The organism is Paenibacillus sp. GCM10027626 (assembly GCF_042676285.1).
GTDB lineage: Bacteria > Bacillota > Bacilli > Paenibacillales > Paenibacillaceae > Paenibacillus_Z.
The window spans coordinates 328341-354107 of sequence record NZ_JBHTHC010000009.1 but is presented as its reverse complement, the minus strand read 5'-3'; the positions used below and the strand labels follow the sequence as shown (position 1 = coordinate 354107).

Here is a 25767-nt window from a genome sequence, read left to right as displayed (position 1 = left end):
ACGATCAAACTAAACGGATGCCGGAGCATTATCCATCTATCGATAGATGCACATAGCGACTAGAGCTGCATGCATCGTGAGTTTTATGTAGTTGGTTAATGTAGATGTTAAGCACCTTCTATTGGTGCTTAAGGCATTTTCTCCGGCTCAAGAGGAGAAAAAACATGAAATCAACTTCGAAATACGAAATGATTCAACGCATATTGACAGAATTGAAACAACCCGCATATCGGTTTCAACAAATTGCGGATGCGATCTTCAAGCAAAGAATTGGTGAATATGACAGAATGACCATACTACCCAAGGGTATAAGAAACGAATTAATTAAGCACCTTGGCGAACACGTTTTGAACTTAACCCCTGTCATGCAAAAGACATCCAGACAAGTGAATAAAGTGCTTTTTTCCATTGAGGGCGGTGAACGCATAGAAGCAGTTCAACTAAGCTATGAGCGCGGCTGGAAATCATACTGTATTTCCAGCCAGTGCGGATGCGGATATGGTTGCCGCTTCTGTGCTACAGGTGCAATCGGACTGAAACGAAATCTAACCGCTGATGAAATTACCGATCAACTGTTATACTTTCATTTAAATGGTCAAGCCTTGGATAGTGTTTCGTTTATGGGCATGGGAGAGGCGCTAGCCAATCCTAATCTCTTCGACACGCTTACGATTCTAACAGATCCACGAACCTTTGGCTTGGGGCATCGAAGAATTACAGTTTCCACCATCGGAATTTTGCCGGGTATCGATCGTCTGACAAAAGAATTCCCACAGGTTAACCTGACCTTTTCACTGCACTCTCCGTTCGACGAACAGCGGAGCGAGCTAATGCCCATTAACAATCGGTTTCCGCTTCATGATGTGTTAAACAAGTTGGATCAGCATATTCGTGATACAGGTAGAAAAGTATATATTGCGTATATATTACTTCGAGGAGAAAACGATTCAAATGAGCATGCGGAAGCCATTGCTGCTTTGTTAAAGCACAGAGGTCCTTGGGAACATTTATATCACGTCAATCTGATCCCCTACAATTCAACCGACGTGACGCCTGAAAGCTTTCATCAATCGGACAAAGATCGGGTTCAAAAGTTTGTCAGTATCTTAAAGTCGAAGGGAATCAAAGTCACTGTGCGAACTCAATTCGGAACGGACATTGATGCAGCATGCGGTCAGCTATACGGACACAACAAATAAAGGAGAATGAATTTTGTCTCATAAGAATATTACAATCACCCATGTTCGATTCCATGCAAAGACAGATATTTGGTGATATTTGTATGGAAAAACATCATCACCAATCATGCTGGCTTTGCTACTTGAGATATTAAATTTAGTCAAGGAGTGAGTCTACATGAAATATATCAACGCTAATGAAATTCTCCCAAAAGAATTAGTTGAAAAATTACAAAATTTTGTACAAGGTGAATATATCTACATTCCCACAATAAAAGATCAACATAAAAATTGGGGAGAATTATCCGGTTTTCGTGAAGAGATTGATAAGCGAAATAGTGAAATAATACAAGCATATACATCTGGTAATTCGATTCAAGAACTTGCAGAATCTTACTACCTTTCTGTATATGCTATCAGAAAAATCATTTATAACAAATAATAACACTACGCTTTTAGAAGATGATCCCTGTACTCACACGGGATCATCTTTTTTTTAAACTACCTTTATGGACTTTTTCTTAAAGGTTATACCAGACATTACAGAACCGTTTTGTATATAGTTTATGTGATTTCTATCTGTTACCTTTATAACAAAGGGTTCTTCTAAAATGTAGCAGGGCAAACGGAGGTTAAAATAATGGATGCTATCGTAAATATACAAAGAACGTTAATTAATAGGGTTTCTAATACACTGAAGCTTTTAATGCGGATGTGGGTATCGATATCGTGAAAGTTTAGGATCTGGAGGAAAGAATAATGTTGAATGTTACTATTTTTAATATGGAAGGTATTAATATTGGTGAAATGGAGCTCGAAGAATCCATCTTTGGTCTTATTCCCAATGAATCGGTTATGCATGATGCAGTTCTAAATTATCTGGCAAATAAGCGCAGTGGAACACAATCTGCATTAACACGTGGTGAAGTTAGAGGCGGTGGCAGAAAACCATATAAGCAGAATAAAATTGATCAATCCAGGGCAGGTTCGATTCGTATGCCTCATTGGCGTGGCGGAGGAGTTGTGTTTGCTCCTAAACCTCGCGACTACAGCTACAAACTCAATAAAAAGGTTAAGCGGCTTGCTATAAAATCTGCATTATCTAGCAAAGTACAGAACAAAGAATTCATTGTCGTTGACGAGATCAAGTTAGAAAATTACAGGACAAAGTCTATCGCAGCTATGCTTAAGGCTCTTGGGGCGGAGAATAAGGTGCTAATTGTTACACCTTTGATAAATAACTTTGTTTTTAAAAGCGCCAATAACATCCCTGGTGTAGAAACCGCTGTAGCTGATTCACTTAATGTATATAATATTCTGAATTGCGATAAATTAATAATCGCTAAAGAAGCTGTCACTATGATTACGGAAATGTACTCTTAACGAAGGCAAATACCAGAATTTTCTAGAATCAGTATGAGCATATTTCCTAAAAGGCAATTGTCTAAGTATTGCATTGTTAGTCTTAACTGAACGTCAAACCGTATCAGTTTTCTACTGATATCGTACAATCCTATAATCCTTTTATGTTTCGCGTGTAAAAAATAAATGAGCGGCCGACGGAACTGTAGGCCGCTCCACTTATCCTCTTACCTGCCAACACAGCGTCGTATGAACAAGCTATTCTCGCAGCCAAGCCTCTTTGTTCAGTTCATTGTTTACCGACGCTGCAGCTATTGCTCCCGAGGCAGCGGCAGCAATAGCTTGATGCATCTGTGAGGTTGCGTCACCCGCAGCGTAAATGCCGGGAACGCTCGTTTTTCCGAATTCGTCGACTGAAACAACCCCCGCTTCCGAGACGCGGCAGCCTAGCGACTGCGGCAAGTCTGATCCCGGTACCAGCTCAGGTTTGAAAAAGATTCCCGTACACGGTAGCGTCGTCCCATCTTCGAGTACGACTTGCTTCACCATTCCGGCGCTGGAATTAATCGAACGAATGGAGGAATCGAAAAGTGGTACTTGATGGTTGCGTAGTTCCTCACGCTCGGCCTCGCTCAGCTCGTCGGGGCCGTTCGTGCAGACAACAAACCGCTTCGTCCACCCCGACAGAAGCGGAGCGAAGTGCATAAGCGCGGCCCCTCTGCTTATGACAACCAGCGGCTCGTCCTTTAATTCCCAACCGTCGCAATATGGACAGACGAATGCGCTTTTCCCGTATACCTCGGACAGGCCCGGAATATCCAGCGGCCGATCCTTCATGCCGACGGCAAATAGCAGCTTGCGACTGGTGATCGTCATCCCTTGCGTCGTCTTCAAAAGAAAGCGACCATCCTCTCCCTCAATCGACACCACCGAATCTTCTGCCAGCGTCACGGACGGATAATTGCTTAACTGTTCTTTCGCGATGCCGCGAAATTCGCTCGGGCTGATCCCATCGCGTGTCAGAAATCCGTGCGCCTCGCGTGTCACAGCATTGCGGGGACGGCCCTCGTCAATGACGGAAACTTGTTTTCTCGCGCGCCCCAGGATGAGAGCGGCGCTCAAACCGGCCGGTCCCCCGCCTATAATCGCTACGTCCAGAAGCTTCACATTGTCCATCTTTGTATCCCTCCTTGATAGTCTCGAAATTCATTTGTTAATTATTCGGCTTTTATTGAAAATTAGGGCTAACCCCTATCTTCTCTACTGTACATATTCTGGTTTTGCAAACTCTCCCATCTAAAATTCAATATTTCAGCTTTTAAAGGTATGAGTTATCTTTAATTGGCTTATAGAAAGTATCTCCATGAAATACTAAGGTTTAGCGAGGTTCATTTTCGGCGGGATATACCCGAGTTGCCTGCCCATTTTTACAATTTGTCCTCTATGATGAAATTCGTGCGTGATGGTGTGCGTAAATAGCCATAATTCGGTTAACTCTACGCTGCCACTCTGCCAGGATGCTTGAATGGTAGGATCCCATTTGTTTTTAAATTCATTCAGAAATTCATAAACCAGGGCATCCGTTTTCTTAAATACTTCACGCATTTTCTGTACATTCTCAACGGATTCTGGTTTTACTTTGGGAAGTGATTTACCAAGGGCACGATTCCCCAACCATACCCGATAACAATCGGCTACATGAGCATGCAGACTGCGAATAGAAAGTCCGCCTAAGGTTTCAACTTCTTTAACATAATCAGTGGGTGACAAACTTTCGCAATAACGAAATAATGATTCCCTTGTGCGTTGGATCAATTCATACTGACTTTCGAATACATCCATCTTCTCCCTCTCTCCTTTTGACGATTCTTCTGTGAGGATTGAATAATAAGCTGTACTACTCTCCCATCTAAAATTCAATATCTCAGCTTTTAAAGGTATGAGTTATCTTTAATTGGCTTATAAAAAGAAGTGTTATATACCTATATTCAGTTCCCGCACAAGATCTGACATTTTCTGATTTCTCAACTCTTCTTCCATCTTCTCTTCTGCCGATAACACCACCTTTTGAATCGGGCATCCTGGTCCATGATCGACACTGCAATCGAACAAGGAGGCCGACCCTTCAATCGCATGAATAATATCTAGGAACGAAATATTTTCCCAATTTAATTTGAGTCGATAGCCGCCATTCACACCCGTTATCGATTCAATCATGCCCGCCTTCACCAACTTGGTCAGTATTTTGGACAAATAGGTTGGAGACACTCTTTGACGCTCCGCCAACTGCTGCACACTCATTGGTTTTTGCGGAGTCGCCGCAGTAAGAAAGAGCATTGTATGGAGAGCATAATCAGTAGCCTTTGAGAACTTCATTCATAATCACCTCAAACAAGGACTCTAGATATCTAGAATAACTAATATGTTTCATTACGTCAAGGATAAAACATGCGCTTTTCTCGGAAAAGTCCGTCGGGAATCACAAAAAGGTAAGGTTCCTTCTCTGCTAGAAAAAGCAGATCAGAAACCTGTCATTGATGAAGTGGTGCGGTCGAGAGGACTCGAACCTCCACGGAGGGTTAGCCCACACGGACCTGAACCGTACGCGTAAATACGCGGCTTTCGGGCCTACATCCTCGACTTCCGCACAAGTGCCTGAAACTTCTACGTCATCGTAACATAAGTGGAATTTAATGAAGTCTCTGCAATCTTACTTTCATTTAGTTCATTTCCGGTTTTTCTTGCGTTGATTTTTCGCTTCTTTGCGAGCTTTTTTCTTCTTTTGCTTCACTTTGGTACTGTCGCCGCGGCGTTCTTTTAACGGCTCTCCGTAGGACGGGTTGGACCATATTTTGTCGCCATCTTCATCGTCATACTCCGGATCATAATCATCGTCTTCATTATAAAGCAAATCCAGGTCATCTTCTTCATTATCTTCCGTCTCCAAAAACTCTCGCTCAACATAATCTGCAGCTGGCCAGCGGTCAACGAACGCATACTTCCAAAGTTCATCCCGATAAGCGTTTCTCATTTTGGTCTTCAACCGGGCAACCTGCCGCAATGCGTTGATATGAAGTTTTTCTGAAATAACATTACGCTCGAACAAGAAATCATAGACATAAGGCATGCCCCATAGCACGGCAAACGTCTCAGCCTGGCGGTTTGAAAAAAATCCTCCGGCCATCCTTGCCAGATAGGCTTCCAATTCACGTTCTGAAAAAATGAACCAGTCTTCCCATGTTAATATAGATCGCTTCCTCTTTTTCCGTTCCATTAAAAATCGGAATGCTCCGAGCCATATCGCCTCGCCCAAAGGGAAATCCATCTGCTTTCGGTCGTGCATCTGTTTAACGAACTTCCACATGTTGTCCCGCCTGAACAAACCCGAACCGTTCCTTTCATCGATCGGATAATCGCTCAAGAGGATTTCGTCTTCTGACGACAGTCGGCTGACCGCGGCTCGATTCCGCTCAAGAACTTCGTCTTCCATGACGATATCATAACCTTCCAGTTCTTGCTGCAGCGCACGCCAATCGACTTCCTGTCCATTTTTGATGTGCACATATGCTTGTTGAAACCGCCACATGAACATCAGGTCGGCGAACGGCTCCCCCGCTCCGTCAAGCAACTCCGGCGAGGCCACGATTTCCTCGTAAGTTTGCCGCGCGCACTCCACGGCCAGATCCATTTTACGGTAATACACAAGAAGCTGCACCAACTGAATCAGTTGATCAATGCCTTTCACCGGAGCTTCCATGTAGTACCGCAGCGATTCCGCAGCCTTGTGTTCTTCATCGAGAAACAGATGGTAAGCGGCCAACTCATCCTCGAAATATTGAAATTCTTCCCGGTGAAAATCAGGATGATAGCGCAATTTGCGGATCAACGCCGCATACTTGGAGGGATCTTTCCTCTCAGCAAGTTCAAAGATACATTCGGCAAACGGCAACGTCTCAAAAAAATCGGGCGCCAGCTTCCAGTCCAGCGTCTCCATTATCCAATCGTACTGTTCGCCTTCCGGCAGTTTACTGTATGCCCGAAACCACTTCCTGGGGTCGGCAAACATCAATTCGTCAGGCAGCGTTCTACGTTTCAACTTCTCAGGCATGTCGTACCTCCTCACCCCTTGCAGGATTATAATGCAGCGTTATTTCCTTCTGCGCATGCCGATGCCTGCCGCTTCACATGACCGAAAGCAATTCTCAACGTGGGCGCCATGTCATCGGGCACGGAAGCAGAGCGAGATGAACCGGCTTGTCGACATAAGGAACAAGATGATGATGCCGCATCCTTGTTTGAACATAACATATACTGGTTTACGGCATGCATTCACATCCCTCAAATTCACTCTATTTTACCATGCAACGGACAAACATGAAATGCATTGAACACGATCTGGTTCAATCATTCTTCCAAGGTCATCATATCAAAATCTTCTTCAACGTCCATCCCAAAGGAGCGATCAGTTCCAACACGTTACCATCCGGATCTTCAAAATAGACCGCCGCATGAGCTTCTTATTTCCTTCATCCTTGATATCGTCATAAACTTTGCCAACATCGTTCCTGACAATTCTGATATTGCTTTTGTCGGATCAATAGTATTAAATTTAGTTAGAATAAATATCCGATAAAAAAAATACTAAATTTTAGAGCATTTCTTTGGTAGTTACGATAATCAGAGACAGGGAGAGCGCAGCGATATCTACGTACATGCTATTTGCTTATTGTTACGATTTTGCGGATTAAAGTCTCGCTAGCCTCCCAAAGCTTTAAACGGAAATCACGATCATAGGCTTGCTCTTTAGCTTGATCTGGTTGCTTCTCATTAAAGTAATTCCCATTAAGCCCGTCTACCTCCGAGGATATAGCGAGATGTAGGATGGAATCGGCACCTGACTGCACGTTCTCTATTGGTGTGAATCCACTTTGACTCACCATCTTCGTATTAAGTTGGTTCCCGGGATGCAGCGCATTAAAGACCACTCGTTTGGTTCCATATCGTTCGGCTAACTCGAATGTCCAGGTAATCATCATCAGTTTACTGCGCGTGTAAGCATGTAAACGAGAGTAATCGTGTTCCAGCATAAGATTCGTTAAATCAACGGAACTTTGCCCTATAGATGCGACATTTACGGTTCTTGAAGGAGCTTTAGTCAGAAGAGGAAGCAGTTCATTTGTAAGGAGAAACGGGGCTAAGTAATTTACGGCTAGCCGCAATTCGTAACCATCCTTGCTAAGATCGCGGGTCGTTTCCCTCAGGTCTCCTCCACCAACCCCCGCATTATTTATTAACACATCGAGATGGGCGTGATCGCGGTTGACTTGATCGGCCATTTTTTTCACTTCAAGTAACGACGCAAAATCTGCATAATAACTTTGAACGGTTGAATTACCCGTCAGTTGATAGATTTCTTCGGTTATGGTTTCGCTTCTTTCGCGATTCCTCCCAGTTGGCTAAGTTTATGGCTGCCTGTTTTCCTATTCCGTCTGTGGCACCTGTAACGAGGATTACTTGTTTGTCGATCGGCTTCATTCTGGATCCCTCCGAGAGTAAATATGAGTAGAGAATAACAGACCTTTTATAATTGAACCAGTTAGTAAATTAACTACGTTGACAGAAAGGGGACGCAAAATGAACGCCCAACAAAATCGCAAGATATTGGGGAACTTTTTGAGATCCCATCGAAACCGGTTATCTCCCGAACAAGTTGGTTTACCCACAGGCCATACTTATCGCAGAACCCCGGGTTTACGGCGCGAGGAAGTAGCTCACCTCGCGAATGTTAGCATCACTTGGTATACATGGTTGGAGCAAGGAAGAGAAGTAACCGCTTCACCGGAGGTGTTGAACAGCATTGCCCATGTCCTGGGTTTAACGTCACCCGAACGGGAATATATGCACAAACTTGCGGGACGTTACGTCGCTCAGGAAAGAAGTACGCAGCAGCATAAGTTAACCCCGGCATTTAAACAAATGGTTCAAAGCATGCCGTATCCCTGTGTGCGTCTGCTTCGTGTCACGCAGCTCCCGTTGAGAGCGGTGGATTGGTCAGCTGGTTACTCTTCTTGAAAGGTGTCGGTAAATCCAATTGGGAGGTGCTGACGATGAATAAGCCTGTATTGAAAAAAGCAATGGACACAATTGGAATTTCTTAGTCAGGATGCTGAGGCCCGCCGATTGTATGAAGACAGACAGAAGTATCTAACTCATGGGCCGAACTGACGGATACGTTCCATAACACCGTTCGATTTCTTGTGTTCAGTAATAACAATGTTTTAGACCGGAACCCCTTATGGCACAAGGACCCGGTCTTCTAAATCAACAGGTATTTGTAAACTAGTTTTAGACTATACGTCAGTAATGAAGCAATCCACGGATCTAAACTGAATAATAAAGGTATAGCCTGCCTCATTGAACTATCGATCCCGATAGTTCAATAACTAATCGAGTAAAAGTTTCATACCATCATGACTAGCAACAAATCCAAGTCGTTCATAGAACCGATGGGCATCTTTACGTTTTTTATCAGTTGTCAGTTGAATCATCTCGCAACCCATAGCTCTAGCTTCATGAATAGCATAACGAAATAAGGCTTCTCCAACTCCTTTGCCTCGATAATCACTGTCAATACGAACACCCTCAATTTGACCACGTGTCATTCCTAATCTTGCAATCCCCGGAATAATGGTAAGCTGAAGACAACCAATAACTTCGTTGTTATCCAAAGCAACGATTATGGAATTCCCAATCTGCTGTTCAATTTTTGCAAAAGCATCAATGTATGCTTTTGGCAGTGGGTGTTCAAAACGCTCACGGGTAGAACCCAATTCATCATCTGCTAATAGACGAACAATTGCGGGAAGATGGTTTACAGTTGCAGTTTTAAATTCCATAGTGACCTCCAATATTTCATTGATAAAATAATAGATCCCTCATTACCATGATATACATTTTTCAACAAAATTCTGAAAGTGGGATGCCGCTATTTTTAGAAACAACGCGTTAAACAAGTAGTTTGACGCTTTCAATCATCCGTTTCATTCATAGAATAACATAGATCAGCAAAGATGTTGGATCGTCGAGGAAGTCTGAAAACAAACTATCGCAAAGGTGTGTTACCGAACAGCATAAAAACGCTCATGACCATCTGGTTTAATCCCGCTGCAGTCGTATACTCATCTTTTTTGCAAAACCCCTTGCACCATCGCCGCTTCGGCCGGAATGAAGAAATTGGCGACCGCACTCCGTAAAAATAAGATGGCAAAAATGAGCGGCATCCAACCCAGCGTAACGGCACCCAAAAACGTTAATGCGGTCGGTTCCAAAACGCTGCGTACCCCCGAATTCCCTTCATCCAAGGTCAGCTAAATTTCGCCGCTATAAAGGCTATGAACGAGAGAAGGGCAAATCGACATCCCTGCCATTATTTCTGTGAAAATCTTCTGTCTATTGCTACACCGGCATGCGCGCCGCTCCGAAAATCCCGTAAGATCAACCAAAAGCAAAAGAAGGGTATTACTTCAAATCAGGAATGTCCATGAGAAAGGAAAACAAGCCATTGACCTTTGTCGCCGGGATAGACCGCCAGGATAGCGTCTTCCTCCACGGCACGGAAACGGCGGCCACCCCCTCCACGGGAACGTCCGCCGCCTTTATGCCCAATCCGGTCAAGATTGCCGCAAATCCTCGAACGAGAGTCCCCACAGCGACGGCTCGCTGACCGACAGCGAGGTGGCTCCGGCGTTCAGCGCGGCCGCCGCCTCCTGTTGCGTTTGAATGAGGCCGCTGGCGATGACCGGGATGTCGGGGAGCGCGTCGGCCAGCGCCGCGATCGCTTTCGGAATGACTCCGGGCATTAGCTCGACCGCGTCCGGACGCGCCGACTGCGCCAGCTTCCGGCCGTTGTCAAGCGCGAGCGAATCGAGCGCGAACAAGTGTAGGATCGCGTACAAGCCCGCCCGCTTCGCCTCCTTGATCAAATGACTCTTCGGCGTCACGATGCCGTCGGCGCCGACGAAGCCGCGGATAAAGTCGATGCTCTCCTTGTCGGTGCTGGACAGCCCGCGAACGAGATCGATGTGGACGAACGCACCCTTGCCCTGTTCCTTCGCCGCGCGCACGGCGGGAACCAGTTCGTTCACGCTTCCGCCCATGAAAAACAAATGGTCCGCTCCGCTTTCCAAGGCGCCGTCCAGGCGATCGACCGATCGCAGCGCGGCGATGATGGGGCGTTGCCCGATTTGATACAGTAACGACATCACGGAATCTCCTCTCGCTTCAGCGCAGCGGAACGAGGCGAACGATCCGGTATCCGCCTGCGAAGCCGGCCTGCGCGACATATTGGCACGAACCCCGGCCGAACGCGTCCGCGTGGGCGAAATGAACGTGCCCGCAGAACACACGCCCATCACGTTACCGTGCGGATTGGCCATGAGCAAGTCGTAAAAAGCCCGGGTGGCGGGAGTTGCGTCCGCCACATTCCATTTGGCCTGCAGCTCGGGATCCCAGCCTTCAGCCGCCATCATGATCGGCGCGCTCCAGTTTTTCATCACATCGCCGAGCAAGCTCGGAACGTAAATCGGGATATGCATGAACAGTAGCGTGGGTGCGCCGCCTGCCAGCCGCTTTTCCACGAACGCCAGTTGCTCGTCCGTGATCTGGTACGTACTGTTGTCGACCGCGAGCAGGTCGACCCTTTGAAGCGTCAGCGCCCGAAAAGCCGGATTGCCTCCCTCAGCCGGTCAAACTTCGGGTACTGGGCCTTGCGGGTCTCCTCGTTCCAGGGCTCGAACGGATATTCCCAGTCATGGTTGCCCGGCGTATAGAGGTATGGGGCCTGAAGCGCCTCAAGACGTCCGGTCAAGTAATCCAGGTTCCCCTGCGTGGCGCCATTCACCGCGTCGCCGGTCAACGCGACGCAATCGACTGCATGCTCATCGGCGTATGCGAGCGCCCGTTCGAAACGGTGCCGGGTATCGAGCGCGTCGAGGCCGTATGCGCGAATCGACTCGACAAGCGCGCCCGCACCTTCCCGATCGTCCGTCTCGTTCATATGGCAGTCCGTCAGGTGAAAAATCGTCAGCGGACGCGCCAGCCCCTCCACTTCGATGATCGCCTGCTTGTCGCTAGAAACGAGAAGATGATTGAACTTCATTGCCTCAGCCTCCTAATAAGTGATGGATGTCCGGCAAATGCCGAACGATCAGATCCGCGTCCGGATGCGAGCTTGCCGAAGATGCGGCTGCCGATTCGTCCAGCCCGCTAAGCCACGCCGTAAGCATGCCGACCCGCTTGCCCCCGACGATGTCGGTGCCGTAATTGTCCCCAACCATGACGCAGTTGCCGGCCTGCCAACCGCCTAGCTCAAGCGCGTACCGAAACAGATGGGGTTCCGGCTTGCCCGCGAATTCCGCGCGCGCACCGACGGCCGTTTCGATCGCCGCGACAAGCGCGCCGGTCTCAGGCACGCTCGCCCCGCCCGACCCGGGATGGGACCGGTCGGCGTTAGCGGCGATAAGCTTCGCTCCCCGCTCAATGTCGCGGACCAGCCGAGCCAGCTTCGCATACGCGACGCCCGGTCCAGGCCGACGACGACCGCTTCGGGGCAAGCCTCGTCGTCGATGCCGACAACTTCGTGTCCTGCCGCCGCCTTGACCCGCAGCGCGCCGTAGCGCTCCCGCGCATACCGTCCGACGCCTTCGGTCGCCGCAACGACGTCTTCCGCTTCCGCCGCAAGGCCCAGCCCGCGCAGCTTCGCGGCGATCTCGGCCGCAGAATGCCGGGAATTGTTGGTGACGTACGCCATCCGCTTGCCCGCGGCTCGCAGCCGCGCCACGACGTCCCGCGCCCCCGGCGCGACGGCGTCGGCCCTCCTCAGCAATTCCTCCACCGTTTCGTATTTTGACCGCAACCACCCGTTCCCTCCCTCCCCTTCAACTGAGGGCTTCACGCAAAAAAAGCCCCGAACGGCAAATAGAGCCGCGATTCGGATCGCGTTCCGTTTGCCGTCTAGAGCTTTCTCTCATCCTTCACCCTAAACAATCACCCTCATTATGGCATAAGATGCGGAGCTTGGCAATGGGGCCAGCGCGAGCGCAGGGCAATCGCTTACGGATTTGATGGTATTTGAAGAACTTTGAGTAAATTATTGGGATCCAGTCCGCAGATTTTGAGTTTGGTTCTCATGCTTCCCTTGCGAGATGTCTCTTAGATAGCCAGGAAAGAAGACCGTCCCTTCCTTTCATCATGTTCCGTTTTCGGTACAAATCCTTCCTCAAAGGTACATATGTCATTTATATTCAAACAAAAGCTTCCGACCATGCTTTCTGCCAAATCTGCTCCACGGTTTCCCCGGCGGATAGATCCGATGAGTCAAGCCACATACCGATCTTAGGCGTTTCTTCGCGCAATCTGCGGTCAAGCTCAGCTACCGTCCACAAACCGTACCCTTTTTTCGGTCGAGCTGCTTCCCTGCTTGCTATCACTTCCTGATTTGGCGTCAGCACAACAACGTACAACGGACGATTTCGAATAAACGCTACGGTTTCCTGAAGCATGGAACCCATAATAACATCCTGTATCACGACGTTAAACCCCGCTTCAAAGTAAGCATCTGCGGCAGCAGCGGTAATTTGGTGACGTAAGCGAAGCTGATTGATCGCTTCTCCTTCCGAGTCCGGCAACATTTCCTCTCTTCCGCTCACGATCATCCTTCGGAATGTATCTCCGCGCAAATGAACGCCTTTATCAAATTTTTCAGCAAGCAGTTGAGCGACCGTCGACTTTCCCGAGGCCATAACACCAGTGATTACAAAAATTCCTCTTTTTTCCTGTGGAAGCATAGCTATCTCACCTTTCCTTGATCGATTGAATATTGAAACTGAAGAACGCGGCGATTAAAAAAATGAAACCTGCCGTAACATACACGAAAAACAAAGAAGTTGCATTCAAGAACATTCCGGAAACCGAAGATCCGATAAGCAGGGAACCTGTAAACACGGGAGAGATCATACCGTTCATCCGACCGATATAAGCACCTTCCACGGCTGTAAGCATAAATGAAGATAGGAAGGTCTGGACAAGAGCGATGGCGATCCCCATCAAAAATCGCACGAATCCGGTCAACCACGGCCAGATCGACCACACTTCAATCATCGTCAATCCTCCAAGAAGAAAGAGACTGTAAATAACCCCTTTATTCCCGGAAATAGAGCGAACGAAAATACCTGCGCAAATTCCGCCTGCAAGCATTCCCAAGCCCATGGATCCCGTCAGCCACTGAACATTTTCTACGGGCAGTTGCAAACGGTCTCGGACCAGAAAAATTTCCACTGGCTTTAATAACCCCTCCCCCAGTGCTACTAGTGCAAAGATGATTAGAAAGACTCCCAAATCTCGGTTCTTCTGCAAATATCTAAAACCCTCTGTAAACTCGGATGAAAAAGAAGACCGATCCCTCCTTTCTTCATATACGGATTTCGGTAAAAAACTCAGGCAAAGGGCGGAAAGCAAAAACAGGATCAGCAAGCTACCAATTGATACTTCCAGTCCGAATCCGTTGTAGAAAGCCGTCCCTAAAGCAGGACCGCCAATCAGAAATAAAGACTTCTGCGTCTGTGATACGGCCATGGCCGTTGAAATCAACTCTTCGGGTACGTGCTGCTTGATGATTTTTGCCGCAGAAGGCTGAGAAAATTGCGAGACAATAGAGGATATGGCACCCGTCACAAAGACGGCCTGCCAATATCCCGTACGGATACCTGCCATGATCAGGAGAATAGATAAAAAGCTGAACAATTCCCCGTAAATCATCGTCGCCTTGGGACGCCAGCGATCCGCCAGCACTCCACCCACTATGGAAAAAATAAAAATCGGGGCATACTGCACAACGGTTAGCATGGAAACAGCCAACGGATTGCCGCCTGTCAGATCCATCACAAAAAACAGCAATGTCATATTTCGGATCCATACCCCAGCGGATTGCAATATACTTGAAATGGTAAGCTTAATAAATACAGAGTTAGTTATTAGTTGTTTCATGTCCTTCCTCAACGATACACTGAATGTGATCTCATTCTTCTTGTAGATCGAGAATGACAGTATTGAAATTAGATTAAACTTGCTGCGAGATCTTCCAGTTGATCCCGTACTTGTCTACGACCTCGCCATAGTGCGCTCCCCAAGGCCCCATTTCCAACGGATACGTCTGCGTACCGCCCTCTGCGAGGTTGGCATAAGCTTGCCTTGCCGCTTCCAGATCACTGAAGGTCAGTCCGAAGGCGATACTACCCTCCGTGCCGACCTGACCGAAGGCTTCGGACAGAAACAGCACGTTCCCCCCGGCTACCGACAGCACCATGTGCATCACTTTGTCCTTGATCTCCTCAGCGGCGCCAGGCAGTTGACCGTGTGTCATCACGGATTGGACCTCGCCACCCAATGCCTGGATGTAAAACTTGGCTTGTGCTCTTGCGTCTGTCGAAACGATGTACGGAGTTAACTTTGCATTCATTGGAATCTTCCTCTCATGGTTTGATTTGTGCTCCCAGATCCGGCATCTATAAGGACGACGAACGCAGGACATGAAAATCGACATGCATGCCAAAGGATAAGTCAATTTCCGATGTCTATCGCGACTTTGCCCGCGGCGCCTTTACAACTAAAGCGAGCTAGAAGTCTGACTTAGCAGCGATACCAATAGTTCTGAATCAAACGTCTCCCCTTTGCGCAGCTTCAATGTTTTTCTTTCTGGAGGACCATCGAACATGCCCCCCGGGAACATTAAATCTGAACAATTAAAAATGGTAAAACTAACCGTTTCTTTCGCTGTCGAGATAGCTGCGGCATATTTTCCATTTTTCAAAAAGTGTGGCTTCTTATACTGAATTCTTTCATGTACATTGGGAATCACTTGGTGGACCACTTCACGAAGACTGACGGTAACTTCCTTGTGCCACGGTTCTTTTAACGCCTCGATAAAATCGGTTACTTCCTGATTCATTCTTCATACGCTCCTTTAAATTTGAAAATTGTAATCACTATAATCTTCTTAGCATGTGGAGATGATCTTGCAAATCAGCTTCCATGGTCTGCATGCCAGATTGCGACAGGGAATTCGCATTCTCTTCCAGCCCTCGTATTTCAATCGTACACTCGCGGCCCGCTGGAACCGGCATCCGAAGTGCCCATTTCAGAGCTTCGTTCTCCGACCTTACATCGATCACCGTATATTCCGCAACGAGCTCCTGATCTACCGGAAAAGGGCCGGCCTGTATCTCCGGCTCCCCGCCTGCCAACGGATAACATATCCTCATTCCGCTGGAACTGGGGCGAAGCTCTTCGGCGGCTAGAAGCGCACCGACTCTGGCCAAAGACTTCTTGTACGTCATCATCGCATCGATGTGTTCCTGACTTTGATTGACCCCAGCCTCCGAGTACCCGGTCGCCTTGATTATCAACATAAATCGCAATTGGGTTTCCTCCTTCTGTGGGAAGCTGACTTGAGACAGCAGCCCGCAGCTGCTATCCCCTTCCCTACTAACACGACGAACGGGAAACCCCGTCATCGACATAAGGAGAAAAAATTATTTGGATGTGCCTAACCCGCATTCCGTTGCCCGTTGAAGCAAAAGTTCCCGCTCCCGGGTATTTCGGGTCATCGATGCAGCGCGTTCAAATTCTGCCCGGGCTTCATCGTACCGCCCCAGTTTCGCAAGAAGATCGCCGCGAATGCTTGGAAGCAAGTGGTATCCCTTTAAAGAAGGTTCGGTATTCAACTCGTCGACGATCTGCAGCCCGAAGGCCGGACCGAAAGCCATGGATATGGCAACCGCACGGTTTAATTCAACGATGAGCGAAGGAGCCTTCCTCGCAAGTGCTTCGTAAAGGGCCGCAATGCGGATCCAATCGGTCTCAGCTTCGGAACTCGCCCGGGCATGACAAGCGGAAATCGCAGCCTGAAGCGAGTAAGGCCCAAGCGGCTGTCCCAGCTTCCGGCTGCGCTCCAGCGCCGCCAAGCCGCGGCGGATCAGCAGTTGATCCCACTTCGCACGGTTCTGATCCATGAGAAGGACGGGTTCTCCGATCGCGTTAACGCGAGTTTTCAACCGCGATGCTTGAATCTCCATGAGAGCAACCAGGCCGTGGACTTCCGGTTCATCAGGCGCAATTTCAGCGAGAATGCGTCCCAGCCTAAGCGCTTCCTGACATAACAGCGGCCGAACCCATTGATCCCCGGAAGTTGCTGAATACCCTTCATTGAACATCAGGTAAATGACCTCGAGTACGGCAGACATGCGGTCTTTAAGTTCCTTCCCCGCAGGTACCTCAAAAGGGACCTTCTCGGCGCTGAGAGTTCTCTTTGCCCGGACAATCCGCTGGGCGACCGTGGATTCAGCAGCGAGGAAAGAACGTGCGATTTCGTCCGTAGTAAGTCCGCACAACAAGCGAAGGGTCAGCGCCACCCGAGCCTCCTGCGATAACACCGGATGGCAGGTCATAAAGATCAGACGAAGGAGATCGTCGCCGATCTCTCCGTCTAAAGTAAGGTTCTCGTCATCCTCCGTATACAAATCCATCGTGCGGGCAACTTCTACATACTTCTGATCGCGCAGCTTGCTCCTTCGCATAAAATCGATCGCGCGCCGCTTCGCTGTTGTCATCAGCCAGGCACCCGGATTGTCCGGAATGCCGATCTCCGGCCATCGTTCAAGGGCAATCACCAAGGCATCCTGGGCCAGATCTTCCGCGAGACCCACGTCCCTTACCATTCGCGTCAGTCCCGCGATAAGCTTCGCCGATTCCATTCGCCATATGGCATCAATGGTTCGATGTGTCTGAAACGAATTCATGCTTTTTTCTGCTCATTGACTTGCTCGCGAAGGGCCGTTTCCTTGGCCAGCGTTTCGGGATTCTCCATGGGGTCCTCCGCTTCGAACACCTGTCTGAGCTCAATCTCACCCTGCCCAAATCCATGCGGATCCGGCATACGCAGTGCCCATTCGATCGCTTCTTCCTTCGATTTGACCTCAATCAGCGTATATCCGGCAATCAACTCTTTTGCCTCTGTAAACGGGCCATCCATCATTTTGGGCTTGCCCCCGGGCTCCGGATAAGAAATCCGGATTGCGTTTGAACTAGGCTGCAGTCCATCCGCCGCCAGCAGCACGCCGGCCTTGACCAATTCTTCGTTATACTTCTGCATGGCATCGATCAACTCCTGGCTAGGCATGACTCCCGCCTCTGAATCGGTTGTAGCTTTGACAATTAACATAAATCTCATAGGTCGATACCTCCTAATATTATGGCGAAGCTTTCTTATTTGTTTAAAAAATCAACTATATAAGTGGCACTAAAGTATAAGATGAACAGAAATGAATTTCCAGCCGTCGTGTTAAGGGCATAACCTAATGCAGATTGATTTCACCATGTTATGCATCAAGCAGCAAAATTCACTCTTCACTCTTGGTGAACCTAAACCTGAAGAGCTTCAGCACGTAATCTAGCGGCAAGAACCGAAACCCAACCGAAAGCAACAATTCCGGCGCACCCCATGATAACGCCAATCCAAGTAGCGATACTCGAGCCAATAACGATAAGCACAGGCGCAAGAATACAAGATGCAATACAATAGATACTCCAACCACGTTCGCCTTGTGTAGCAAACCGACGTGCAAAGACAATGCTTGCCGCAATTAGACAAATAAATGCTGTAAAGAACGCCACGGAATGAAGTGCTGCATGGCCGCTCATCGATGTCGGCATTTCCGCAGGGGCACCTGAGGGAAAGCTGAGGCCAGGATCCGGGCGAAACAGACCTGCCATGATCATGCCAATCCCATAGACTCCAATGAGCAACGAACCCCACGTGCCTCCCATACGCCCTCGAAGTAAACGTCGCACTCCAATCGCTGCACATACAGCAAGCAATCCTGTAAGGAAGAAATTAGCGCTTTGAATCCATCCCATATCCCCCAACGTAAGGGTACTGATGGCGTGTCGCCTGATATCGAATCCTGTACGTGTAAACGATTGAATAATGGCTGCTACGTAGAACAGCGGTGTTGAAACAACCCCGCCCATCAGAAGCAGACGAATCGCCCTTGTATTCCGCTTGTTTGTAAACATAATAATCTTCTTCCCCTCTCATTGTCCAATTTATGATCTATTATGTCCGGACGTAATTGCAGTTTTAGAAGTGAGGTTTAAATAGCCCTTTACATGCCGGAGCTTAGCGATTGCCCATAAAGAATGCTGCAAGCTCGGATGAGATCTTTTTGGTATCGAGTTTTTTGGTATGACCAAGTCCCTTTTTGCTCAGCAGCCTTGCATTTGGAAGGTTTCCAGCCAGTGCATGGGCACCATGACGCAACGCAACCGGACTCTCCGTTCCTTCGATCACAAGGGTTGGCATCGTAACGGCATCCCACAATTTTTCAGGTAGTGCCTTTCCATCCATATATCCATCGAGCAAGGCAGCGTCGTAAGGAAGCGTATGGGCAACAGCCATGAGCTTGGACCACACGCCTGGCATCACGCGCATCAAACTGACCACAAATGAAGGCGCACCCATCCCCTTGGTCATAAAATACTTAATGGCCTCGCCCCGGCGATTCGCGGATATAAGCACTGAAACGCTCTTGACGAAATCTTCTGGCGGCTTGTGACCCGCATCATCGACTACTAAAGGCGGTTCATGCAAAGCGAGTTTCTTAATATTAGCCCCTGCCGCCGCTGTCTGCAGAGCCAGAACCGCGCCAGATGACAATCCCCAAACAAAGGCCGAGCCACCGGCTTCATCAATCATGGCCTGAAGATCTTCCATCTCGCGTTCGATGGTGTAAGACGGTGTATCTCCACTATCGCCTCGGCCGCGGCGGTCGTAATTGTAGACCGTGAAATGCTCTGACAACAGATGAGCCAACTGCACTTGTCCAGGGAATTTGCGATAGCTGAACGCGCCCGCAACCAGAATAAGTGACGGTCCCTGACCAACTTTATCATAGGCAATCTTTGTACCGTCCTTCGAAGTTACTGTGTGCATCGTATGTCTCCTTTTCAGTTAAACCTGATTTAATTTGAGCCTCTATTTAGACGACGAACCGATAACGGCGAATTCGACACACTCGCAAATTTTTTTTATGGTACCGTATGCCCCCGTATTCTCCTTAGCAGTCATTGCGAATGATATTACTGGATCAACCAACGTGTCGAGCCATGATCCTCATCTGAATGGGCAAAAAGACGTCTCCATCTCCACTTACGCAACGATGATGGAGACGTCTTTGGTTGAATGAATTCAGATGGCTTTGTTGTTAATGGCCTATCTCGGGCTGGTAGATGTGAATCGCGACACCTGATCTTAGCGTTTTGGCGTCCATCAGGCGCATAGCAGCCTTCTCGCTTCCCTCTCTGAACAGCCGTTGTCCGCGACCCAAGATTACAGGGTGAACCCAGAGCCGGTATTCGTCGATGAGATGATGACTCATCAGCGTTTGTGCAAGATCGCCGCTGCCTACGACCAGCAAGTCTCCTTTGAGCTCCTGCTTGAGTTTCGCTGCTTCTTCGGCCGCGTCGCCATGGATAATAGTGGCATTCCAATCCGCATGGCTCAGGGTTCTCGAAGCCACGAACTTCGACATGCCGTTCATCCGATCGGCCAGCCCCAGCATGCCGGTCGCTGACGGCCATGTTGCCGCGAAGCTCTCGTAAGTTTTACGCCCCAGAAGAAGCGCTTCAACCGCGTGGGCCTGCTCGACAATGAGCGCCAGGTGCTCCTCGCCAACATATGACCGCTGCCAGCCCCCATACTCGAATTCATGAAGATCGCCCGGTGCCTGCATGACTCCATCCAACGTAATGAATTGCTGCATGATGATTTTTCCCATTGTTATATCCGTCCCTTCGTGTCGTGCGGTCGATTCCAAAACGCTGCGTATCCCCCGAATATCCTTTATCCAAGGTCAACTGAACTTCGCCGCTATAAAGACTACGAACGAGAGAAGGGCAAATCGACATCCCTGCCATTCTTTTTGTGGCAATCTTGAATATAGTGATATAAACGACCTCACCCCATACTCAGCTTGTTGAGTGATCGTCCCGTTTCAGGTTAATCGATTCCTTTATGAGGCTGCATTAGGCTTCTTTTAGTGATTTACTTTTTAATGAAAACGAGTAAAATACGGTAAACATGCCGATCACAATACTAATTGCTCCAATCCAGCCCAGATTCATGACTGATGTTTGGTTTACCACCCATCCGCCTGCACCGGCTCCAATAGCTATTCCAAGTTGAAGCACGGAATTGTTCAAGCTGAGTACCAAACCGGAGGAGTTCGGAGAAAGCGACACAAGATAGTACTGCTGTGCAGGCGTTGTCATATAGGCAGATCCTATCCAAACGGCAAGGATCATTATAGCCCCTATAAATGTTATTCCCACCCAGGGAAGTGCCGCTAGCGACACAGCGTGGAGCAGCAGACTGACAAGCAGAGTCCGGTAAATCCCCCACCGGTCAGCGCCGTATCCCCCGATACGCGAACCTATTACTGCAAATATTCCGCATATGAATAGAGCTGCGCTGATCTGTGTTGTACGGAGGCTTGCAGCCTCCTGTAGAAAGGGGGATATATAGGTAAATAGTAATTGATACCCTATGACCCAAAAAAACGTAATGAACAATCCGCTAATGATTCGGCGATTCCGCAATACCGCAAGCTGAGTTTTTAACGAAACCGATTCCTGACTTTCCATTTTGGGAACAGATGCAGCAATCCCGATGATTGAAAACAGGGCTAGAATATTGATACACAAAAAGACAAAACGCCACCCCCAATATTCTCCTATTAAAGTCCCAAGCGGAACGCCGACGACCAAGGCCGTGCTTGCACCCATGATTATGATGCTGATAGCACTGCCCCGCCTCTCCGGCGCTGCCATACTTGCGCCTACAGTCAAAGCGACTACTGTAAACACACCCGCACTTGCCGCCTGAACAATTCTGGAAGCCATGAGAATGGTGAAATTAGCGCTAAAGAAGGCAAGCAAATTACCGATGACGAAAACAAAAAAGGTAAGCAGAAGAAGGTTTTTCCTTTCCATCCCTGACGTTAGTGATAGCAGAACGGGGGATCCAGCCGCAATGACAATGGCATATACGGTCACCAATTGCCCGGCCATACCTACGGACACATTCGTATCCTGTGCAATCATTCCCAGAATACCCGCTACAACAATTTCGGCAGATGCCATGACAAAAACGCAAAAGGCAAGTAAATAAAGGACCAAGTTCTTGTTCATTTTCAATCTCCCTTTATCCATCACATTATTGAACATTCATTAAAAAAAGAAGAAAAAAAGGGGCCATCTTTCAATCGAATATCGAAAGAGTGACCTCAACGATGTCTTCCAGAACCGTCATATCCGTTACTGTCTTGGCAGTAACCATCAATCCCCCTTGCGCATTGTTCAAATATCGCGCAAGTGCCATAAGATCCTGATAGCGCTCATTGATTTCTCCCTGTTCCTTGGCTCGGATCAATGCAAGGTAATAAGCGCGTTCAAGACGGATTCTTTCCTTTTCTATAAAATCGGCAATCTCGGAGTCATGCGGTGCGAGTTCTACGCAAGTATTGTTTATGAAGCATCCCCTCGTTCGATCCGAACGGGCAAGATCTGCCAGCAATTCACGGAACACTTGAGTGATGGCTTCTTTTCCCGAAGACGTATGTTCGAGCGTATGAACCACCGTACTTTGATTGACATAATGCTTGAGCGCCGCGAAGAACAAGTCGCGTTTGCCCCCAAAAGTATTGTAAAGACTTTGCGCCTTGATTCCCACATGATTCACCAATTCTTGCATGGACGCACCTTCATAACCATACTTCCAGAAATAATCCATGGCTTTGGAAAGAACCTCTGTCGTATCGAACTCTCTGGGTCTGGCCACTATGTTCCCTCCTCGTACAAACAACTTTAAGTCAATTTGACAGTAATTCCCCGGTGACGTCATAGAGCCGCTTTGCGGCGTCCTTGTCAAAGGACTTGTGCTCCACGCTGATCCGCTTGCCTTCCACGAAAGCGCTCAGCGGCTCGGTCGGCGGAGCGTTGATAATAACGACAATCGGTTCGATGCTCTCCACCACCGGCTTCCCGAATTTCTTCATCGCCACGATGTGAGCCGCCGTTGGCTCATCGTACTCGCCGGAGAAACTGGTAGACGTTGTGCCCGGGTGGAACAGAACGTATCGGATTCGGCCCGCTCCGTGCTTGCCAGCGAAGGAGACACCGAGCAGGTCGTTCAACTTGCCGCCTTGGGTCAACGCCGTGCCTCCGTTGTAGCCCTGCTCAAGCCAGAGATCGTTCCAGTGGATCACGGATAGGTCGGCTCCAGGCCCGGCCACATTCATGATAATCGGGTTATCGGCCTTCTCCAACGACTCGACCAGACCGTGACTGAGGAGAAAACGGCTGAGGTAGAACAACGCAAAATTGTCCTCGAACCCTTCCGCCGTTTCCAACCGTGTCGTACGATAATGCCGCGCGCAAAGTACGAGCGCGTCCACCACAGAGAATTTCGACTTGATCTCCTCGATAACCTTCTTGTTCTCGCTGACCAGGCTCAGGTCTGCTTGGATGAAATAAGCCCTCGTGCCAGCGTCAATTTCGTTGGCAGCTTCGATGAACGCCTTTCCCTTCTCCTTATTACGGCCAATGACGATGATGTTATCCCCTCGGATTAGATAAGTAAGCGCGAGCGCCTTACCTATCCCGTCGGTTCCGCCTGAAATCACAATATTCTTCACTTGGCACCTCCTTTACCAAGTAGCTTACCAGTTTTTTAATGAACATTCAATAATGATTTGAAGTAAGTTCGCTTGCCGAGAGTCGCATCACTTCCGGGCCTAAAAAGCGGCTGACCATTAAAGGGGCTAGAAAAGCGGCTGGACTGAATAAAAACATGGCGATAACCTAGAACACGAGTAACCGCTGGATTTATGCATTTTCTTTCAGATAACCGAATCCTTCTCGAATGCCTTGCAATTGAGACGTCAATCGAGGCGGTTCCCCTGCAAGTCTTACAACCAGCATTTCATAAGCCGGCATCGAATTTCACTCCGGTTTCGGCCCGCTTCTTCCGCTGTTTGGCAGGCCAGTTGACCAGAAACAAGCTTACCGCAATAAAAATGCCGCCGATTGCCATGTTCCGCCCAATCGGCTCCCCAAGCATGAACCATCCCGAGACCGCAGTGAAAAAAGGCGCCAGGAACAGAAAAGCGCTCACTTTTCCCGATCCGCATGTTTCAATAAATAAAACAAGCCTGCAAAGTTGCCGATCGAACCAAAGAGCACTTGCCAAACGAGTACCAGCGCGAGCGGCAATGCAGTCGAATAGCTAATCGAGAAATACGGCTGTTCGATTACGATGCTTGCCAATAATAGAATCGGGCCTCCGATGAGCATCAAATAAGCCGTCAACACCCAAGTATTCATCTGTGCTATCTGTCAGTCATGATTCAAATAAAAAATAGCCAATTGAGTTCTGTCGCGGAGCTGAAGCTTCTCCAAAAGTGCTGTCACATAATTGCGGACGGTTCCTTCGCTTAGAAAGAGGCGACTCGCAATCTCCTTATTCGACAACCCATCTGCTACAAGCGCCAGGATTTCCCGTTCACGAGGATTCACATCCATCGGCAGCGGTGTTTTCTTCTGATCTTTCAGCATGCCGGATATGGTTTGCGCCACTTCTTTTTCGAAGACGGTATTGCCGTTCCCCACTGCTCGCAGGCTTTCCATGATGCTGTCGGGGGGTTGGTTTTTTAGAATATAACCCTCCGCTCCCGACTTAACAGCCTCTTTGATGTACTCTTCATCCTTGAAAGTCGTCAGCAGAACAACCTTCATATCCGAAAAATGACGTTTGATCAGCTGTGTGCCCAGGACGCCGTCCATAACGGGCATACGAATGTCCATGAGCACTAGATCAGGCTGCTTCAACTGACACATTTCAAAGGCTTCCTGCCCGTTGGCAGCCGTGCCGATTACCTCAAAGTCATCTTCCATTCCAATCAGAATGTTAAGCCCTTCCCGAATTAATACATCGTCATCCACGATTAGCAATCTCAACAATCTCCCCGCCTTCCTGTCTCGGAATTACACATACAATCATAAACCCGTCGGTCGCATGAATGGAGAGGTTTCCTCCTAAATTCCGAGCTCTCTCCTTCATCCCGCTGAGCCCCAAGCCTTCTTTGATATTCTCGCACCCTCTCCCGTTATCCTTAACGTACAATCTCGTAAAATTCTCGTTAGCGTCGATTGTGACATTAACCATTGTCGCGAAGGAGTAACGGGCTGTATTGGTTAGAGCTTCTTTAATCGTGGCGCTGAGCAGCTCCAAATGGGCCGGAGGTATCGTGTTGAAGTCTCCGCTCAGCTTCAGGTCGACGGGACAAAACCGGTAATTCCCAATCATGGAGCGAAAATAATCCGCGCCAAGACTTTCCCGAGGTTTAATATTATGGACGGTGTCTCGAAGCAAATCCACTGCATGAGCTAAACCATCTATTGACTTGCTGATCATGGACATGGCTTTTTCAGTATCTTTGCCATGTATTTTATAAGCAGCCTGCAGTTGGATTAAAGTTCCCGCCAAATTATGCCCCACGCTATCGTGAATTTCCCGTGCGATCCGGTTGCGTTCTTTCACCTCTGTAATTCCGGCAATTTCCTTGGATGCATGCAGGAGCTGGGCTTTCGCCTGTTCCAGCTCATAACGCAAGCGCCGTTCATTGTCCAGCGTAGACGTGAAACGGCTTGCCTCCTCGCTGCTCTTCCGTATCACGTATGCGAGGAGAATACAAAAAGCAATCCAGACGATAAACGAATGAATTTGCGGCGACTTGGCCAGGAAATAAAACGCACATGCAAAAACCGCGCCAAGACCGACCCATGACTTCTTGAGCATAAAATCGTAAGCAGCAAGCGCAAATAATACGGCAAATCGAAAATCCATCGCAACGCCTGCACACGTGAGCAGGAGCATTGCGATGGTCAACCAGGACGAATCGTAGTATCGTTCCTTAACCAGCTGGATAATGATTGAGATCATCACAACGAGCAATTGCTCGTACGGGATATCTCCTCTTAGGATAAGCTCAATAATGAGATAACCGAAGATGATCATTTTGACAATGGCGTTCATACCGGTTCCTTCCATAACATCTTT

At 48.4% G+C, this 25767-nt stretch carries 30 protein-coding genes and 4 pseudogenes; 5 read left to right on the top strand and 29 right to left on the bottom strand.

All coding sequences use genetic code 11. The features are described from left to right. Positions 1 to 164: 164 nt before the first annotated feature. From ACFQ0N_RS19695 to rplD, 3 genes are all read left to right on the top strand, one after another. Positions 165 to 1199 (top strand): Cfr family 23S rRNA (adenine(2503)-C(8))-methyltransferase, encoded by a 1035-nt coding sequence (locus tag ACFQ0N_RS19695; RefSeq protein WP_379329259.1) that lies wholly within the window; start codon positions 165 to 167, stop codon positions 1197 to 1199. A gap of 157 nt (positions 1200 to 1356) precedes the next feature. After that, positions 1357 to 1620, top strand: a complete 264-nt coding sequence (locus tag ACFQ0N_RS19690; protein ID WP_379329257.1) for a CD3324 family protein — start codon at positions 1357 to 1359, stop codon at positions 1618 to 1620. Positions 1621 to 1937: 317 nt separating this feature from the next. Then, positions 1938 to 2561, top strand: a complete 624-nt coding sequence (gene rplD, locus ACFQ0N_RS19685; protein ID WP_379329255.1) for a 50S ribosomal protein L4 — start codon at positions 1938 to 1940, stop codon at positions 2559 to 2561. 237 nt (positions 2562 to 2798) lie between these two features. Here the strand turns inward: rplD and ACFQ0N_RS19680 are convergent, their stop codons facing one another. From ACFQ0N_RS19680 to ACFQ0N_RS19660, 5 genes and pseudogenes are all read right to left on the bottom strand, one after another. Next, positions 2799 to 3716: an NAD(P)/FAD-dependent oxidoreductase gene (locus ACFQ0N_RS19680; RefSeq protein WP_379329253.1), complete on the bottom strand. Its 918-nt coding sequence runs from the start codon at positions 3714 to 3716 to the stop codon at positions 2799 to 2801. 195 nt (positions 3717 to 3911) lie between these two features. Beyond that, positions 3912 to 4382 (bottom strand): DinB family protein, encoded by a 471-nt coding sequence (locus ACFQ0N_RS19675; protein ID WP_379329251.1) that lies wholly within the window; start codon positions 4380 to 4382, stop codon positions 3912 to 3914. 132 nt (positions 4383 to 4514) lie between these two features. Continuing rightward, the gene (locus ACFQ0N_RS19670; RefSeq protein ID WP_379329249.1) at positions 4515 to 4916 is read right to left on the bottom strand and encodes an Rrf2 family transcriptional regulator; all 402 of its coding nucleotides are present in this window, start codon (positions 4914 to 4916) and stop codon (positions 4515 to 4517) included. A gap of 349 nt (positions 4917 to 5265) precedes the next feature. Continuing rightward, the gene (locus ACFQ0N_RS19665) at positions 5266 to 6648 is read right to left on the bottom strand and encodes a hypothetical protein (protein ID WP_379329247.1); all 1383 of its coding nucleotides are present in this window, start codon (positions 6646 to 6648) and stop codon (positions 5266 to 5268) included. A gap of 607 nt (positions 6649 to 7255) precedes the next feature. Beyond that, positions 7256 to 7978, bottom strand: a pseudogene (locus tag ACFQ0N_RS19660) (SDR family NAD(P)-dependent oxidoreductase); the annotation flags it as partial. A gap of 196 nt (positions 7979 to 8174) precedes the next feature. On the opposite strand from ACFQ0N_RS19660, the gene ACFQ0N_RS19655 reads away from it, so the two are divergent. Both ACFQ0N_RS19655 and ACFQ0N_RS19650 read left to right on the top strand, forming a co-directional pair. Then, on the top strand, positions 8175 to 8612 hold the full coding sequence (locus tag ACFQ0N_RS19655; RefSeq protein ID WP_379329245.1) for a helix-turn-helix domain-containing protein: 438 nt from the start codon (positions 8175 to 8177) through the stop codon (positions 8610 to 8612). Beyond that, positions 8570 to 8747, top strand: a pseudogene (locus tag ACFQ0N_RS19650) (PD-(D/E)XK nuclease family transposase); the annotation flags it as partial. The gene ACFQ0N_RS19655 and the pseudogene ACFQ0N_RS19650, both read left to right, overlap by 43 nt. Positions 8748 to 8983: 236 nt before the next feature. Here ACFQ0N_RS19650 and ACFQ0N_RS19645 read toward each other — a convergent pair. The 24 genes and pseudogenes from ACFQ0N_RS19645 to ACFQ0N_RS19530 all read right to left on the bottom strand — a co-directional run bounded on the left by ACFQ0N_RS19645 (position 8984) and on the right by ACFQ0N_RS19530 (position 25743). Next, on the bottom strand, positions 8984 to 9436 hold the full coding sequence (locus ACFQ0N_RS19645; RefSeq protein ID WP_379329243.1) for a GNAT family N-acetyltransferase: 453 nt from the start codon (positions 9434 to 9436) through the stop codon (positions 8984 to 8986). 221 nt (positions 9437 to 9657) lie between these two features. Further along, a pseudogene (locus ACFQ0N_RS19640) lies at positions 9658 to 9832 on the bottom strand (MFS transporter); the annotation flags it as partial. 378 nt (positions 9833 to 10210) lie between these two features. Beyond that, positions 10211 to 11176, bottom strand: coding sequence for a glycerol-3-phosphate responsive antiterminator (locus ACFQ0N_RS19635; RefSeq protein WP_379329241.1), 966 nt, complete (start codon positions 11174 to 11176; stop codon positions 10211 to 10213). A 71-nt stretch (positions 11177 to 11247) separates the two neighbouring features. After that, on the bottom strand, positions 11248 to 11697 hold the full coding sequence (locus ACFQ0N_RS19630; protein WP_379329239.1) for a metallophosphoesterase family protein: 450 nt from the start codon (positions 11695 to 11697) through the stop codon (positions 11248 to 11250). A gap of 4 nt (positions 11698 to 11701) precedes the next feature. After that, entirely contained in the window at positions 11702 to 12010 is a 309-nt protein-coding gene (locus tag ACFQ0N_RS19625; RefSeq protein WP_379329237.1) for an HAD-IA family hydrolase, read from the bottom strand. Then, positions 11902 to 12492, bottom strand: a complete 591-nt coding sequence (locus tag ACFQ0N_RS19620) for an HAD family hydrolase (RefSeq protein ID WP_379329235.1) — start codon at positions 12490 to 12492, stop codon at positions 11902 to 11904. Before ACFQ0N_RS19620 ends, ACFQ0N_RS19625 begins: the two co-directional genes overlap by 109 nt. Before the next feature lie 349 nt (positions 12493 to 12841). Next, positions 12842 to 13384: an AAA family ATPase gene (locus ACFQ0N_RS19615; protein WP_379329233.1), complete on the bottom strand. Its 543-nt coding sequence runs from the start codon at positions 13382 to 13384 to the stop codon at positions 12842 to 12844. Between the two features lie 7 nt (positions 13385 to 13391). Continuing rightward, positions 13392 to 14582: an MFS transporter gene (locus ACFQ0N_RS19610; protein WP_379329231.1), complete on the bottom strand. Its 1191-nt coding sequence runs from the start codon at positions 14580 to 14582 to the stop codon at positions 13392 to 13394. 73 nt (positions 14583 to 14655) lie between these two features. Continuing rightward, positions 14656 to 15054, bottom strand: a complete 399-nt coding sequence (locus ACFQ0N_RS19605) for a VOC family protein (RefSeq protein ID WP_379329229.1) — start codon at positions 15052 to 15054, stop codon at positions 14656 to 14658. Between the two features lie 147 nt (positions 15055 to 15201). Further along, positions 15202 to 15543 carry a DUF1801 domain-containing protein gene (locus ACFQ0N_RS19600; RefSeq protein ID WP_379329227.1) on the bottom strand — a complete coding sequence of 114 codons (342 nt, stop codon included), beginning with the start codon at positions 15541 to 15543 and terminating at the stop codon, positions 15202 to 15204. Between the two features lie 37 nt (positions 15544 to 15580). Next, complete coding sequence (locus tag ACFQ0N_RS19595) at positions 15581 to 16003, bottom strand: YciI family protein (RefSeq protein WP_379329339.1); 423 nt, start codon at positions 16001 to 16003, stop codon at positions 15581 to 15583. A 123-nt stretch (positions 16004 to 16126) separates the two neighbouring features. Then, positions 16127 to 17392, bottom strand: coding sequence for an RNA polymerase sigma factor (locus ACFQ0N_RS19590; RefSeq protein WP_379329225.1), 1266 nt, complete (start codon positions 17390 to 17392; stop codon positions 16127 to 16129). Next, a complete protein-coding gene (locus ACFQ0N_RS19585) occupies positions 17389 to 17823 on the bottom strand; it encodes a YciI family protein (RefSeq protein ID WP_379329223.1) in 435 nt (144 codons plus the stop codon). Before ACFQ0N_RS19585 ends, ACFQ0N_RS19590 begins: the two co-directional genes overlap by 4 nt. Before the next feature lie 191 nt (positions 17824 to 18014). Next, positions 18015 to 18668 (bottom strand): DUF998 domain-containing protein, encoded by a 654-nt coding sequence (locus ACFQ0N_RS19580; protein WP_379329221.1) that lies wholly within the window; start codon positions 18666 to 18668, stop codon positions 18015 to 18017. 103 nt (positions 18669 to 18771) lie between these two features. Further along, entirely contained in the window at positions 18772 to 19584 is an 813-nt protein-coding gene (locus ACFQ0N_RS19575) for an alpha/beta fold hydrolase (RefSeq protein WP_379329219.1), read from the bottom strand. A 271-nt stretch (positions 19585 to 19855) separates the two neighbouring features. After that, positions 19856 to 20428 (bottom strand): dihydrofolate reductase family protein, encoded by a 573-nt coding sequence (locus ACFQ0N_RS19570; protein WP_379329216.1) that lies wholly within the window; start codon positions 20426 to 20428, stop codon positions 19856 to 19858. A 247-nt stretch (positions 20429 to 20675) separates the two neighbouring features. Continuing rightward, entirely contained in the window at positions 20676 to 21839 is a 1164-nt protein-coding gene (locus ACFQ0N_RS19565) for an MFS transporter (RefSeq protein ID WP_379329214.1), read from the bottom strand. Between the two features lie 70 nt (positions 21840 to 21909). Next, positions 21910 to 22488 (bottom strand): TetR/AcrR family transcriptional regulator, encoded by a 579-nt coding sequence (locus ACFQ0N_RS19560; protein WP_379329212.1) that lies wholly within the window; start codon positions 22486 to 22488, stop codon positions 21910 to 21912. Between the two features lie 31 nt (positions 22489 to 22519). Further along, the gene (locus ACFQ0N_RS19555) at positions 22520 to 23344 is read right to left on the bottom strand and encodes an SDR family NAD(P)-dependent oxidoreductase (protein WP_379329210.1); all 825 of its coding nucleotides are present in this window, start codon (positions 23342 to 23344) and stop codon (positions 22520 to 22522) included. Positions 23345 to 23405: 61 nt separating this feature from the next. Next, a pseudogene (locus tag ACFQ0N_RS19550) lies at positions 23406 to 23588 on the bottom strand (MFS transporter); the annotation flags it as partial. Positions 23589 to 23631: 43 nt separating this feature from the next. Beyond that, positions 23632 to 23823, bottom strand: coding sequence for a hypothetical protein (locus ACFQ0N_RS19545; RefSeq protein WP_379329208.1), 192 nt, complete (start codon positions 23821 to 23823; stop codon positions 23632 to 23634). Next, positions 23820 to 24032: a hypothetical protein gene (locus ACFQ0N_RS19540; protein WP_379329206.1), complete on the bottom strand. Its 213-nt coding sequence runs from the start codon at positions 24030 to 24032 to the stop codon at positions 23820 to 23822. The genes ACFQ0N_RS19545 and ACFQ0N_RS19540 overlap by 4 nt, the downstream gene beginning before the upstream one ends. Before the next feature lie 12 nt (positions 24033 to 24044). Further along, positions 24045 to 24665 (bottom strand): response regulator, encoded by a 621-nt coding sequence (locus ACFQ0N_RS19535; protein WP_379329203.1) that lies wholly within the window; start codon positions 24663 to 24665, stop codon positions 24045 to 24047. Further along, positions 24643 to 25743, bottom strand: a complete 1101-nt coding sequence (locus tag ACFQ0N_RS19530) for a sensor histidine kinase (RefSeq protein WP_379329201.1) — start codon at positions 25741 to 25743, stop codon at positions 24643 to 24645. Before ACFQ0N_RS19530 ends, ACFQ0N_RS19535 begins: the two co-directional genes overlap by 23 nt. Positions 25744 to 25767 lie beyond the last annotated feature (24 nt).

Coding starts and splice junctions, on each gene's coding strand:
- ACFQ0N_RS19695 (WP_379329259.1), top strand. CDS start 165: ATGAAATCAACTTCGAAATACGAAATGATTCAACGCATATTGACAGAA.
- ACFQ0N_RS19690 (WP_379329257.1), top strand. CDS start 1,357: ATGAAATATATCAACGCTAATGAAATTCTCCCAAAAGAATTAGTTGAA.
- rplD (WP_379329255.1), top strand. CDS start 1,938: ATGTTGAATGTTACTATTTTTAATATGGAAGGTATTAATATTGGTGAA.
- ACFQ0N_RS19680 (WP_379329253.1), bottom strand. CDS start 3,716: ATGGACAATGTGAAGCTTCTGGACGTAGCGATTATAGGCGGGGGACCG.
- ACFQ0N_RS19675 (WP_379329251.1), bottom strand. CDS start 4,382: ATGGATGTATTCGAAAGTCAGTATGAATTGATCCAACGCACAAGGGAA.
- ACFQ0N_RS19670 (WP_379329249.1), bottom strand. CDS start 4,916: ATGAAGTTCTCAAAGGCTACTGATTATGCTCTCCATACAATGCTCTTT.
- ACFQ0N_RS19665 (WP_379329247.1), bottom strand. CDS start 6,648: ATGCCTGAGAAGTTGAAACGTAGAACGCTGCCTGACGAATTGATGTTT.
- ACFQ0N_RS19655 (WP_379329245.1), top strand. CDS start 8,175: ATGAACGCCCAACAAAATCGCAAGATATTGGGGAACTTTTTGAGATCC.
- ACFQ0N_RS19645 (WP_379329243.1), bottom strand. CDS start 9,436: ATGGAATTTAAAACTGCAACTGTAAACCATCTTCCCGCAATTGTTCGT.
- ACFQ0N_RS19630 (WP_379329239.1), bottom strand. CDS start 11,697: ATGAAGTTCAATCATCTTCTCGTTTCTAGCGACAAGCAGGCGATCATC.
- ACFQ0N_RS19615 (WP_379329233.1), bottom strand. CDS start 13,384: ATGCTTCCACAGGAAAAAAGAGGAATTTTTGTAATCACTGGTGTTATG.
- ACFQ0N_RS19610 (WP_379329231.1), bottom strand. CDS start 14,582: ATGAAACAACTAATAACTAACTCTGTATTTATTAAGCTTACCATTTCA.
- ACFQ0N_RS19605 (WP_379329229.1), bottom strand. CDS start 15,054: ATGAATGCAAAGTTAACTCCGTACATCGTTTCGACAGACGCAAGAGCA.
- ACFQ0N_RS19600 (WP_379329227.1), bottom strand. CDS start 15,543: ATGAATCAGGAAGTAACCGATTTTATCGAGGCGTTAAAAGAACCGTGG.
- ACFQ0N_RS19595 (WP_379329339.1), bottom strand. CDS start 16,003: ATGTTGATAATCAAGGCGACCGGGTACTCGGAGGCTGGGGTCAATCAA.
- ACFQ0N_RS19590 (WP_379329225.1), bottom strand. CDS start 17,392: ATGAATTCGTTTCAGACACATCGAACCATTGATGCCATATGGCGAATG.
- ACFQ0N_RS19585 (WP_379329223.1), bottom strand. CDS start 17,823: ATGAGATTTATGTTAATTGTCAAAGCTACAACCGATTCAGAGGCGGGA.
- ACFQ0N_RS19580 (WP_379329221.1), bottom strand. CDS start 18,668: ATGTTTACAAACAAGCGGAATACAAGGGCGATTCGTCTGCTTCTGATG.
- ACFQ0N_RS19575 (WP_379329219.1), bottom strand. CDS start 19,584: ATGCACACAGTAACTTCGAAGGACGGTACAAAGATTGCCTATGATAAA.
- ACFQ0N_RS19570 (WP_379329216.1), bottom strand. CDS start 20,428: ATGGGAAAAATCATCATGCAGCAATTCATTACGTTGGATGGAGTCATG.
- ACFQ0N_RS19565 (WP_379329214.1), bottom strand. CDS start 21,839: ATGAACAAGAACTTGGTCCTTTATTTACTTGCCTTTTGCGTTTTTGTC.
- ACFQ0N_RS19540 (WP_379329206.1), bottom strand. CDS start 24,032: ATGAATACTTGGGTGTTGACGGCTTATTTGATGCTCATCGGAGGCCCG.
- ACFQ0N_RS19530 (WP_379329201.1), bottom strand. CDS start 25,743: ATGAACGCCATTGTCAAAATGATCATCTTCGGTTATCTCATTATTGAG.